This window comes from Acinetobacter sp. YH12095 (assembly GCF_013419245.1).
Lineage (GTDB): Bacteria > Pseudomonadota > Gammaproteobacteria > Pseudomonadales > Moraxellaceae > Acinetobacter > Acinetobacter towneri.
The window spans coordinates 40,627-53,415 of record NZ_VPAL01000003.1 but is presented as its reverse complement, the minus strand read 5'-3'; the positions used below and the strand labels follow the sequence as shown (position 1 = coordinate 53,415).

Here is a 12,789-nt window from a genome sequence, read left to right as displayed (position 1 = left end):
CATGTTGTTGGAAAAAATGTTGCAATCACAAGGCTTTGGATCACGTAAACATTGCCAACAACTCATTAAAAATGGTGCAGTCACCATTATGGGCGAAACCCAGACCAATCCTAAATTCGCGATAAAAATTGCGCCTGAAACGGTTTTGCAATTTTCGGTGTATGGGGAAAATTATCAATATCGTGAAAAGGTCTATATCGCCTTACATAAACCACAAGGCTATGAGTGTTCGCATCAGGCGACCCATCATTTTAGTGTGTTTGACTTGTTTGATGATGTATTGCTGAATCGTGGTTTGCAGTGTGTTGGACGCTTAGATCAGGACACCACAGGGCTGTTATTGCTGACGGATGATGGACAGTTTTTACAAGCATTGACCCATCCTAAAAAGCATGTGGCAAAAGTGTATGCTATGCACACCGCAGACCCGATTAATGCAACACAAATCCAGCAACTTGAGCAGGGTGTCGCATTGCGCAATGAATCAGGGACATTTGCTGCAACAGAGGTACAACAGCTTGCTGAACATGAATTGCAGATGACCATTCATCAAGGTGTTTATCACCAAGTTAAACGTATGCTGGCAGCAGTGGGCAATAAAGTAGAACAATTACATCGTCAGCAAGTTGGTGCATTAAACTTGACTGATTTGGCTTTAGATGTGGGTGAATGGATGTATTTAAGCCCTGAACATGTCGAGTTGGCAAAAAGCCGTATGGAATAACATGAGTTTAGCTGAGCTTTCATCAATAGCTTATGAGCAATGGCTTGGGCTAGGTTAAATTTAAATCCATTGTCTAACTCTGCAATCGTCAGATCAGATGACTATTTTAAAAAGCAGTGATAGGTTTGAAATTCATCATCTTTGACAAAACCCATCTTTTCATACAATTGGTGGGATTGGTAATTACTTTTCTGTGTTTCAAGGCTAATCCGTAGCGCATTTTCATGTCGTGCAAATAAAATTGCAGTATCAATGAGCTGTTTGGCCGAACCTTGTCGTCTAAAAACAGGGGTGACATAAACGTCATCTAAAATATAGTAGGTCGAGCAGGCAACCGAAGAAAAGCCTAAATAAAGTAATACAAATCCAGTGATTTTTTGATCTTTGATATGAATGAAAATCACACTTTCCTGATTTTCAAAACGCTGTTTTAAGAATGCTGCTGAAAGGCTTAAATTCGAGGATGCACCATAAAACTGACGATACTCATCGAACAATACAGCAAGCTGGTCTAAGTCTTCTAAAGTGGCACGTCTTACAATCATTACGATACTCCATGCTTTTTTATTGTCCTTGCATGAAGCATAGCTAAGTTTTTAAAGTAAATTTTTAAAGAATTGTTTAAAAATGCAACACTGTTAATTTTTGTCAGTTTCACCCAAAATTGCATTGAGTTCATCAAACAAGTCTAGATGTTCATCATCCAGTTCAAAATCTTCAACACTATTATTGCCAGTTACAGATGCTTCATTGCTTGGGGTTGCATCCACTAGCGTTGCTTTTTGCTCTTGTTTTAATTTGCGTAACTTAATCAATTGTTCCAGATTAATATTCTGATTTTCAATTGAAAAGGGAATTGATTTAGTCAGCACGACTTGCTTAAAAAACAAACGTACCGCTTGCGCAGGCGTAATCCCCAACTGTTTAAACACAGCAAAGGCTTGTTTTTTCTCTTGAGAGTCCAAGCGTACTTGATAGACTTCAGTTTTTCTCATAATTTTTAATAGAAGGAAGTAGATTTAAATTTTAGCAATATTGTAAACAATTCATTTGTAATTTCAATATGACTACAACGAAAATCCACTATTTTGTAATGACAAACATATTACAATGTCAATTCTTGCTGTGCGCTAAAGTGGAATTGTTGCTGGCTAATCGGGTCAAAAAAACTTAAATGCTTGGCAAGCAATTGTAGCGGTGCAGAAAAATCATCTGCTTGTTTGTGCTGTAAAATGGGGTAAAACGGGTCGTTCTTAATCGCAATACCTAAGCTATTTAAATGCACACGCAGTTGGTGCTGCTTGCCTGTTGTAGGCTTTAATTCATATTTTGCCCATGTTTGATTATGTTCAAGCAAACGAATTTCTGTTTCGCTGTTAGGTGTGCCTGCCACGACGTGCATCAAATAAAAAGGTTCACCTTTTTCCATGCGTAATTGCACAGTACATGGTAGTGACAAATTAGCTTGATAAGGCGCAATGGCATGGTAGGTTTTTTGCACCTGACGTTCTGCAAATAATTGCTGATACACCGCCCGAGTTTCTGGTTGTTTGGAAAACAGCACCACACCCGCAGTTTCGCGGTCTAAACGATGAATAGGTGTGAGCTGCTCATTCTGTGTTTGTTTTTTTAAGCGTACTAATAGGGTTTCTTGTACATATTGCCCTGTAGGGCTCATGGTCAAAAAATGTGGTTTATCTACAACCAATAAGTGTTCATTTTCAAATAAAACTTGATGCTGAAAAGGCACGGCAACTTCATGCGCTAAAAAACGATAATAAAAAATATCCTGATGTGCGCTATAAGGTGTATCTAAATCTAAACGCTTGCCTTCGGCATCATAAACCAGACCATCCTCAAAGCGTTGCAGCCATTCCTGTGCAGAAATATGGGCAAACTGGGCACATAAATAACGAAAAATTGATTCAGGCTGTGTGCTTAATTTGGGTAAATGCAATTTGCTGGCGCTCACACCATCTAGCATGGGTGGAACAAAGGTGTTGGGATGAGTCGACTTCATCTGCAAATTGCTCATATTCAGGTGGGAGAGTTTCTTTTTCATCATATTGAAAATAGCCTAAGCAGTTTGGGTGCTAAGCTTAATAATCTTGATTCATTGCCTTGTCTAAACTTGTTATAAATTGTCCACATTTACACAGTTTTATCCATCAGTACATAGGCTTTAAAGCAGTGCGATGCTATCATAATTGGTCTTTTGAATCATGTCGTGAGCGTTATGCAGTATTCATTTAATTTGGCTTTAAATAATGAGCAAGATACCCAAAATCTGGCGCAGGTTTTGGCAACGCATTTTCGGTCGGGTGTGATTTATTTAATTGGTGATTTAGGCGCAGGAAAAACCACTTTATCGCGTTATTTTCTACAGCATTTGGGGCATCAGGGCGCGGTTAAAAGCCCGACTTACACCTTGGTGGAACCTTATCAAATACAAGGACAAGATATTTTTCATTTTGATTTATATCGTTTAAATGATCCTTATGAATTAGAGCTGATGGGCATTCGTGATTATTTAGAAACCCCAAATGCCTTGTTTTTATTTGAATGGCCATCAAAAGGTGGCGATGAAATTCCGCCCGCAGACCTGATCATTGAAATTAAAAAATCGGAAGATGAATTAAGCCGTACTGCAACGCTAAGTTCGTCTTCGGTTGCATTACAACAAGCTTTGGAGCAACAATTTAATCATGCCTAATGATGTGTTAAATCTACGTCGGATCCACACGCTTGAACCTGCCTTAGCCAACCAAATTGCTGCAGGTGAGGTGATTGAACGTCCTGCCTCTGTGGTCAAAGAACTACTAGAAAACTCCATTGATGCAGGTGCAACCGAGCTAATTATTCGGGTGGCACAAGGCGGCAGTACACTCATTGAAATTATTGATAATGGTCGTGGCATTCATGCTGAAGATTTGCCTTTGGCGGTGACTCGTCACGCGACCAGTAAAATTCAAACGGCTGATGATTTACATGCTATTGTCAGTTTAGGCTTTCGTGGTGAAGCACTGGCATCAATTGCAGCAGTATCGCGTTTGACTTTGGTCAGCAGCCAAACTGAAGATGGTGTTGGTTATCAGGTTGAAGTCAATGGCACTGCCTTTGACCATCAAGATATTCAGGCCGTTGCTGCACAAAAAGGCACACATATTCGGGTGCAGGATTTATTTTTTAATGTGCCTGCACGACGTAAGTTCCTGAAAAAAGCAGGTACAGAATTTGGACATATTGAAGAAATTGTCCGTCGTTTGGCGCTGACACATTTTGATATTCGTTTTGTTTTGGAACACAACGACAGCATTAAACTGAATTTACCCATTGCAGACAGTGGCGAATTGCGTTTTCAGCGCGTGCAGCAACTTTTAGGACGAAACTTTGTCGAAAATGCCTATTGGATTGATGCTGATAGTGTCACCATGCGCTTATCGGGTTGGTTGGGGCATCCTTCCGATGCACGTTCACAAGCCGATTTACAGTATGTGTATGTGAATGGACGTATTGTAAAAGACAAGACCATCTCCCATGCTTTGCGTATGGCATACGAAGGTATTTTGCATGGACATCAACATGCTGCATATTTGCTATTTTTAGAAGTAGAACCTGAAAATATTGATGTCAATGTGCATCCGACCAAGCATGAAATTCGCTTTTTAAATCAGCGAGAAGTTCATGAGTTTGTAAGACATTACGCCAAAGAAACCTTAGCGCAATTTCAAACTGCAACTGCAGATTTAGCTACAGCCATGAAAGCCGATCCTATCGAACAAGCTGCGCCTTATGTGGTGCAACCGCGTTATCAGGAACAATTTTTACTGCACAAACATGCCGAGGCAAATCCTTACAATTCCGCTGACGATGCAGTAGATGCGTACACGATGCAGCCTGCTTCACAAGCGGGAAGTGAGTTACTTACCGATTTTAATCAGAGTCAGCCGCAGACAGTTCAATATAACCGACCTGTGCAGAGTAATTATCAAGGTTCGCAACAGCTCAACAATGCTTTAAAAAGCTATCTCGCGCCTTTACGTGATCTAGATCAAGACTCAGCCAATCTTACGCAAACAAACACAACACCTGCGGTGGATGAGCATCCGCTCGGCATTGCAATTGCGCAATTGCATGGTATTTACATTCTGGCGCAAAACAGTGAAGGCTTGATTATTGTAGATATGCATGCCGCCCATGAACGAATTGTGTTGCAACAGATGAAAGCCGCTTGGGATAAACCTGAGTTTTGGACTTCGCAGCAATTGCTGATCCCCAAAGTTATCAGCATTAGCCGCATGCAAGCCATGCGGGTGGATGATTTAAAAGAACAATTGGCACGACTGGGCTTGGAAATAGACCAATATGGCGATGAACAGGTCATTGTGCGCGGTGTGCCCGCGATTTTGCATAAGGCAGATTTTGCCGAATTAATTCCTGAATTACTTGATGATTTAGACCCGAATGATGAGGCGCAAGCCTTGTTGCAAAAGCGTGATCATATTTTGGCGGGAATGGCATGTCATAGTGCAGTACGTGCACATCGGATGTTAAGTCTTTCTGAAATGAATGCCTTATTGCGTCAAATGGAACAAACCGAATTTGCTAGCCAATGTAATCATGGTCGCCCGACTTGGCGTGCCTTTCCATTGGCACAACTAGATAAACTTTTTGCTCGAGGAGAGTAGCGTTACATGTCAAATCAATTGCCGGTCATCAATTTAATGGGACCAACTGCAAGTGGTAAAACTGCTTTGGCATGTGAACTCTATGAACTAGGTCATTTTGAGCTAATTTCAGTCGATTCTGCGCTGGTTTATCGAGATATGGACATTGGTACAGCCAAGCCGACTAAAGCGGAGCAGGCGCGTTATCCGCACCATTTGATTGATATTATCAGCCCGCTTGAAGTTTATTCTGCTGCACAGTTTGTGGAAGATGCTTGTGCCTTAATTGATGATATGCACGCGCGTGGCAAAACCCCAATTTTAGTGGGTGGAACCATGCTGTATTTTAAAGCTTTGCTTGAAGGACTATCTTCCAATTTACCCAGTGCCAATTACGACGTCCGTGCAGAAATTGAAGATAAAGCTGCACGCGAAGGTTGGGAAGCGGTCTATGCAGAGTTGTGTGCAGTAGATGCACTGGCGGGTGAAAAATTTAAGGTATCAGATAAACAACGTATTATTCGTGCACTAGAAGTTTATAAATTAACAGGAACGCCAATTACCCAGCTTCAGGCGGAACAACCCAAAAATGTACCATATCGTTACACTTTTCATAACCACGCCTTGATGCCTGATCGGGTAGAATTACATCAGCGTATTCAAAAACGCTTAGAGATTATGTGGGAAATGGGTTTTTTGAATGAGGTGCGACATCTTATTGAAAATTACGATTTAGATGCTAATTTACCCTCTATGCGTTCAGTTGGCTATCGTCAAGCTTTAGAGTTTTTGCAAAACGGTGATGAAAGTCGCGAAAAAATGCAGGAAATGGAGGATAAGGCGCTATTCGCGACACGACAACTCGCGAAACGTCAATATACTTGGCTCAGATCGTTGCAAGAATCGCATAAATTTCACACATATTTTACGATAAAGCAGGCTCAAGAAGACTTGCGAAACTGTTACGGATAAAGCAAAATTTACCTACTGTCTTTTTTATAATTTTTAATTGAAAAATAGAGATAGTTTTTGCGCTGATTTTTAATTATTTTTGGAGTTATAACATGTCTAAAGGTCAAACTTTACAAGATCCGTTCTTGAATTCTCTCCGTAAAGAACGTATTCCTGTTTCTATCTTCCTTGTGAACGGTATTAAGCTACAAGGCCATATTGAATCTTTTGACCAGTATGTTGTTTTATTAAAAAATACGGTAAGCCAAATGGTTTACAAACATGCAATTTCTACAGTTGTTCCTGCACGTAATCCACGTCCAGCGGGTGCACCAGCAGGCGGTCAAGGCGCAGGCTTTGGTGGTCAAGGTGGCGGCTTCGGTGGTCAAGGTGGTGGCTTCGGTGGTCAAGGCGGCTTCGGTGCTCAAGGTGGTGGCTTTGGCGGTCAAGGTGGCTTCGGTGGTCAAGGTGGTGGCTTCGGTAGTCAAGGTGGTTTCGGTGGTCAAGGCGGTGGCTTCGGTGGTCAAGGTGGCTTCGGTGGTCAAGGTGGCTTCGGTGGCGGTCAAGCAACTGGCGGTTTTGACAACGATTCTAAATTTGAAGAATCTTCAGAAGACGATAACAACCGTTAATTGATCTTCTTAAAAAACCTCTCGAAATGAGAGGTTTTTTTATGTCTATGGTTTTTTTATCAAAGTCGTATTTTGGTAGTGGCTAAGATGAAGTGCATATGGTAAAAAAGCATAAAAAACCAGTGTTGCTACACTGGTTTTAATTTTGGAAATAGCAGAAAACTTAAGCTTAGTTTTTCTTGCGGTCTAAGCTTGGGTCTTTAATTTCTACAAAAGCATTGTTACGTGTTTCACGTAACCAGCTATCCAATTCAGTATCAAACTGGCGTTCACCTAGTATTTGACGTGCCATACGTTCTTGGTATTCACGAGTCATATCTTGCTGGCGTGTATCGGTCACTTGCAGTACATGCCAACCAAACTGGGTTTGGAATGGTGCGCTAATTTCACCTTTTGCAGTATTTTTCATTTGATTTTCAAATTCTGGCACCATCACGCCAGGATTCACCCAGCCTAGACTGCCGCCATCACGTGCAGAGCCAGCGTCATTAGAGAACGTCGCTGCTAAGGTTGCAAAGTCTTCACCCGCTTTTAAACGGTTGTGAATACTGTCAATCATGTGTTTCGCATTTTCAGGGCTTACGACTTCACTTGGCTGAATCAAGATATGTCGAGTTTGATATTGTGGAACTAGTGCACGTTGCTCAGTACTTTTGCGCTCCAGTAATTTTACGACATGAATACCATCACGGACTTCAATCAGTTCACTGGTTTGCCCCACATCTAATGGCGTAATACGTGCAGCAAGTTCCGCGGGAATATCGGTCAAGTTACGTAAACCCATGTCTGCAGACTGAACGGTTACACCATTGCCTGTATATTTTTTACTAATGGCTTGAATGTCATTGTTCTGCGCCAATTCAGCTTTGACTTGTTGCGCAACTTGTGCGGCATTTTCTGCTCCAGAAACACGCACATGCAAAATATGTACTTGATTGCCTAAGGCAGCCTGACCTTGTGGTGTTTTCAGGAAATTATCAACATCTTGGTCGCTAATTTGAATACGTGACATCACCACTTGCTGACGCAAACGATTCATAGCTAAATCTTCGGCAATACGATTACGTAAAAACGCATAACTGCCTGGTGCAGATTTATCTAATTTTTGCTGAAAAGTTTCTAGGCTGTTTGCGCCATTTTGCTGTGCAACTTTTAAAACTGCTTCATTTAAAGATTTTTCATCAGCTTTAATGTTGTAGCGTTTGACTTGCTCTAATTGCGCTTGGCGTACAATCAGTTGTTCTAAAGCTTGTTGTTCTAAAATGTGTTGTGGTGGAACAGGGCGCTTTTGCATCTCAAGTTGTTGTTTGAGTTCAACCACGCTTTGCGCTAAATCACTTTTTAAAATGACACTATTGTCAACTACAGCCACAATTTGATCATTCGCAGCAAATGCAGGCAGCGCTGCTGTCATGCAAAGTGCCAAGGTAGATGCTTTTAAAAATCGTTTTAACTGTTCTGTTTTCATTAACGTTGTGTCCAAGATTGATTAATTTTATTAAAACCTAAAATACGGTTTTCAAGTAAAGATGCAAGTTTATTATTGAAACTGCCTAAACCTTTTAAATTTAACTCTGCCATAATGGCACGTTTGGGTTTAACGCCCGCATCCGTCACATCATCCAAGTCGTTATAGTAAGAGCGTCCATAGACTGAAATGCCCCAACAGCAAGATTCATAATTCACCCCTAGCAAATATTCACGGGCGACGCTATGGTCTAGGTCGTATTGCGCATGACCTAAAATACGCCAGTTGTTGTGAATCGGCTGAATAAACGATGCCACAACTTGATCATAATGATCTTGACGGTTTGGAATAACACGACGGTTAATATAACCAAAGCTATATAAGTTGCCTTGATCACCCGTGTAAAGCATATTGACACTGCGCTGTGCATTGTCGCCATTTGACATCCATGCAGCATTGGCACCCACACTAAGGTTTTGGCTTAGCTGACTGGTTAAGCTCACAATTGGCCCAGTACGGTTTTCCGTATTAAATTCGTCTTCGGTATTATCCAGCGTGACACGACGATCTTCAAAGTAAAAACTTTGACCAATTCCTGCTCTAAGGCGTTCTAAACCAATTTCATCAAATAGGCTATAGTTTAAACCCAAAGACAAAAAGTTGTTGTCTTCTAAACGGTCATGACCATAGAAACGGTTTGGACTGAACAACTGGTCATAATTAATCGAAGCTGTTGCAGAGTCAAAGTTTGGGTGGTCGTTTTGATTGCGGTACGGTGCATAGGCATAGAACGCGCGCGGGGTAATGGCTTGCAAGAAGCGACCATCTTTTTCAAAGGTAATCCCTGTGTCTAAAGTGAATTGCGGAACAGTAACCGACTCACTTTTACTTGAAGATTTATACGTGTCTGTACTTAGAGTTTCTTCATAGAAGGTGTTGATGTTGCGTAACGATACTTCTGGAATCACAAATGACCACGGGTTACGGTAGTTGTAACGCACTGCAAAGTCATTATAAATACGCGTACCACTTGGTTCCCCATCTTGCGCAGCTAGATCTTTTTTGAAGTAAGCTGTGTCGTTATTAAATTCGACTTGGAAGCCTTGAGGATTGCCCGTTTTATAGTTCAATAAAAATTGTGGTAGGCGTGCATAAGGGCGATCCACAGATGGAATCGTCTTATCCAGGGTTTGGAAATCTTCAACTTTGAGCTGTGCTTTTAAACCCGGTATGCCGTTACGATAATTCAACTCCCAAGCACGACGTAAATTTAGGTCGGTTTTAGAGTTCGGGTTGTTATTTAAATCGGCAAAGTAGTCTTTGTCCGATGCATAGTTATATTCTAAGTTGGTTGAAAATTGTTCGTTGATTTGCCAACCGTGTAAAAAATGTAAGTCTTTACGGTCTTGGTCATCATATTTGGCATCCGATGCTAAATAACCGCCCCAAATTTTACCTGAACCAAAATTTTCAGTTAAATAACGGAATTCACCTTCTAGCATCGCGCCACGATCTGCAATATAACGTGGGCTAACGGTAGCATCAAAATTCGGTGCAAGGTTTAAATACACAGGCACAGATAGCTCGACACCACCATCATTGGTAAAGCCAAAACTAGGCGTCAAAATACCTGTGGTACGGCGGTCATCAATTGGGAAATTGAAGTAGGGTACAGCCAAAACTGGTACATTTTTCACATACAATTTGGTGCCACGTGTTTCACCGCGTCCCGTTTCCTGATTCAGCTTAATTTCATTGGCTTGAATTTTCCAAGTCGGGGCTTGTTCAGGCGGGCAAGTACTGTAAGTGGCATTATTGAGTACCATGGTATTGGTTGAGGTACGTGCAATTTTTTCTGCCATGCCATGCGCATGCTGTTCTTCAGCAATATAAAAACTGTTATTTAAATCGCCTTGCTGAGTTTTAAGGTTGTAGTTAATTTCATCACTTTGCGCAAGTAAACCAGCTTGTGCCATTTGTACACGACCTTCGGCTTTGGCAAAGGTTTGGGTTTGATCAATGGTAATTTTATCGGCGCGAATTTGACGGCCTTGCTGGTCAATCAGGACATTGCCTTCCAAGACGGAATCGCCATTTGGGTCATAGTGACCATAATCGGCAGTAACGGTAGAGGTCGCTTCTGCAGCATCTACGGCAACGGTGCTTGAGCTGATTGGCGTTAGCCATGCACCTTCACAATAGGCAGAACTTTGAGTGTGCCCAAATTGTTGTTGTGCTTCAGGTGCAGCTTTATCAACATAATATTGCTCAAAGAACTGCTGCCCAGGATAAGCTTCCTGAATGGTGTGCTTAAGCTGCTGGTTATTGAGATTTGTGACAGATGAAGTCTGATCTGTGGTCTGCGCATAGCTGGAAACAGAGTGACCACATAACAGAGTTAAGACCGCAGTCGCTAAAGGATTAAATTTAAACTGATGCTTCATTTATCTCATCAACCAAGAATGCTTAATCGCAATTAATTATTGTCGCATCATAGAGAAAAAGCGCAGAAGTAGCTACACTTAGCACTTTAAAAACTCAGCCTGTATTAGAATTTATTGCAAATGAATACACAACGCGAACAATTGATACAAACATGGATAACATCTGTACTTGGTTCAGATCAATTTGAAACTCATTTTTTAGCAGGCGATGCAAGTTTTCGTCGTTACGCACGAATCAAGTTGAATAATAAAACATTTATGCTCATGGATGCACCACCAGAAAAAGAAGATTGTGGTCCTTTTGTGACGATTGATGAATTTTTTGCTGCCCATGGCGTGCGCGTGCCAAAAATTGTAGCCAAAGACCTGACACAAGGCTTTTTGTTGCTTGAAGATTTTGGTGATGTCTTGTTATCCACCTTGCTGAATGATCAGACTGTAGATGACTACTATGCGCAGTGCTTTAAGCAGTTAATTCAATTACAAGATATTGATGGCACTGCACATTTCCCTGAGTATTCCTATGACAAACTCATCAGTGAAATGGAGTTACTCACCGATTGGTTATTGCCTGCCTTACAGATTCAGCCAAGCGCAGAAGAAAGTGCCTTAATTAAACGTACTTTTGCTATTTTAGCCAATGCAGCTGTGGCACAGCCACAAGTGATTGTGCATCGCGATTTTCATAGTCGTAACTTAATGAAAATTAATGATGATACCGAGCTAGGTGTAATCGATTTTCAGGATGCAGTGATTGGTGCAGACACCTATGACCTGATTTCAATTACGCGTGATGCTTATGTACAGTGGAATGCTGAGCGTGTGTATCGCTGGTTTAAAATGTTTTATGACTTGTTGCCGGCAGCATCTAAGCAAGACCGTGATTTTGAACAATTTAAAAAAGATGCCGATATGATGGCGATTCAGCGTCATATCAAAATTTTAGGTATTTTTGTGCGTTTATTTGAGCGTGATGGTAAATCGGGTTATCTCAAGGATTTACCGCGCGTAATGTGGTATTTACTTGAAGAAAGTAAACCTTATCCAGAATTACAACCATTTATGCACTTTATTCACACGACAGTAATGCCAAAATTTACAGCCAAATATGGTCAGTATGAGGTGGTTGCCTAAATGAAAGCCATGATTCTTGCTGCAGGCATGGGTAATCGTATGCGTCCTTTAACGTTGCATACACCTAAGCCATTATTGGAAGTCGGTGGTAAGCCTTTAATTGTGTGGCACATCGAAAAATTACAAAAGATGGGTGTGCAGGAAATTGTCATCAATACGGCATGGTTGGGTGAAAAACTTGCAGATGCTTTGGGTGATGGTTCGCAATTTGGTGTGAAAATTTTGTGGTCGCATGAAGGCGAAGGCTTAGAAACTGCAGGTGGCATCATCAATGCGTTGCCATTATTGGGCAATGAACCTTTTATATTGGTGAATGGCGATGTTTGGACCACCATGGATTTTGCGCCACTATTAAATGTGCAGCTTCAAGACGACTTGGCACATTTGGTTTTGGTGGAAAACCCTGTGCAGCATCCGCAAGGTGATTTCACTTTGGCTGCAAACAAAGCCTATACTTTTGAGCAAGCACGCTCAGGTGAAAATCTGACTTATAGTGGCGTGGCGGTGATGCATCCGCAAATGTTTAACGGTTTGGAATCGGGCAAACGTCCGCTTGCGCCATTGCTCAAACAAGCCATGCAGCAAGAAAAAATTTCTGCACAGAAATTGCAGGGTGTTTGGGTGGATGTTGGCACTCCTGAACGATTAAATACGCTAGATCAACAAATTCAGCAGGGTGTGTACGCTTAAGTGCATATTCACTAAGCATTCGCCCCTATGACTGCAACTATAAATCGGTATACTTCCATTAACTTTTTCGAGATGTGAA

The 12,789-nt window shown here is 41.4% G+C and carries 12 protein-coding genes; 7 read left to right on the top strand and 5 right to left on the bottom strand.

The window, feature by feature from the left end; all coding sequences use genetic code 11:
* The first annotated feature begins 1 nt into the window (after position 1).
* The gene (locus FTU35_RS03300) at positions 2-724 is read left to right on the top strand and encodes a pseudouridine synthase (RefSeq protein WP_131261624.1); all 723 of its coding nucleotides are present in this window, start codon (positions 2-4) and stop codon (positions 722-724) included.
* 101 nt (positions 725-825) lie between these two features.
* Here FTU35_RS03300 and FTU35_RS03295 read toward each other — a convergent pair whose 3' ends face one another.
* The 3 genes from FTU35_RS03295 to FTU35_RS03285 form a co-directional block, all read right to left on the bottom strand.
* A complete protein-coding gene (locus tag FTU35_RS03295) occupies positions 826-1,269 on the bottom strand; it encodes a GNAT family N-acetyltransferase (protein WP_004976850.1) in 444 nt (147 codons plus the stop codon).
* A 93-nt stretch (positions 1,270-1,362) separates the two neighbouring features.
* Complete coding sequence (locus tag FTU35_RS03290) at positions 1,363-1,719, bottom strand: type II toxin-antitoxin system RelB/DinJ family antitoxin (protein ID WP_004976848.1); 357 nt, start codon at positions 1,717-1,719, stop codon at positions 1,363-1,365.
* A gap of 110 nt (positions 1,720-1,829) precedes the next feature.
* The gene (locus tag FTU35_RS03285) at positions 1,830-2,744 is read right to left on the bottom strand and encodes a pseudouridine synthase (protein ID WP_154320807.1); all 915 of its coding nucleotides are present in this window, start codon (positions 2,742-2,744) and stop codon (positions 1,830-1,832) included.
* 216 nt (positions 2,745-2,960) lie between these two features.
* Here FTU35_RS03285 and tsaE point away from each other — a divergent pair, with 216 nt between their 5' ends.
* From tsaE to hfq, 4 genes are all read left to right on the top strand, one after another.
* Entirely contained in the window at positions 2,961-3,437 is a 477-nt protein-coding gene (gene tsaE / locus FTU35_RS03280; protein ID WP_096901184.1) for a tRNA (adenosine(37)-N6)-threonylcarbamoyltransferase complex ATPase subunit type 1 TsaE, read from the top strand.
* Positions 3,430-5,412, top strand: a complete 1,983-nt coding sequence (gene mutL, locus FTU35_RS03275; RefSeq protein WP_154320806.1) for a DNA mismatch repair endonuclease MutL — start codon at positions 3,430-3,432, stop codon at positions 5,410-5,412. Before tsaE ends, mutL begins: the two co-directional genes overlap by 8 nt.
* Positions 5,413-5,418: 6 nt before the next feature.
* The gene (gene miaA / locus FTU35_RS03270) at positions 5,419-6,363 is read left to right on the top strand and encodes a tRNA (adenosine(37)-N6)-dimethylallyltransferase MiaA (RefSeq protein WP_154320805.1); all 945 of its coding nucleotides are present in this window, start codon (positions 5,419-5,421) and stop codon (positions 6,361-6,363) included.
* 92 nt (positions 6,364-6,455) lie between these two features.
* On the top strand, positions 6,456-6,974 hold the full coding sequence (gene hfq, locus FTU35_RS03265) for an RNA chaperone Hfq (RefSeq protein WP_154320804.1): 519 nt from the start codon (positions 6,456-6,458) through the stop codon (positions 6,972-6,974).
* 169 nt (positions 6,975-7,143) lie between these two features.
* On the opposite strand, the gene FTU35_RS03260 is transcribed toward hfq, so the two are convergent.
* Positions 7,144-8,442: a peptidylprolyl isomerase gene (locus FTU35_RS03260; RefSeq protein WP_104851883.1), complete on the bottom strand. Its 1,299-nt coding sequence runs from the start codon at positions 8,440-8,442 to the stop codon at positions 7,144-7,146.
* Complete coding sequence (locus FTU35_RS03255) at positions 8,442-10,886, bottom strand: LPS-assembly protein LptD (protein ID WP_180064501.1); 2,445 nt, start codon at positions 10,884-10,886, stop codon at positions 8,442-8,444. Before FTU35_RS03255 ends, FTU35_RS03260 begins: the two co-directional genes overlap by 1 nt.
* 120 nt (positions 10,887-11,006) lie before the next feature.
* On the opposite strand from FTU35_RS03255, the gene FTU35_RS03250 reads away from it, so the two are divergent.
* The gene (locus FTU35_RS03250) at positions 11,007-12,020 is read left to right on the top strand and encodes an aminoglycoside phosphotransferase family protein (RefSeq protein ID WP_180064500.1); all 1,014 of its coding nucleotides are present in this window, start codon (positions 11,007-11,009) and stop codon (positions 12,018-12,020) included.
* The gene (murU, locus tag FTU35_RS03245) at positions 12,021-12,710 is read left to right on the top strand and encodes an N-acetylmuramate alpha-1-phosphate uridylyltransferase MurU (protein ID WP_131261486.1); all 690 of its coding nucleotides are present in this window, start codon (positions 12,021-12,023) and stop codon (positions 12,708-12,710) included. It begins immediately after the preceding gene.
* The last annotated feature ends 79 nt before the right edge of the window (positions 12,711-12,789 follow it).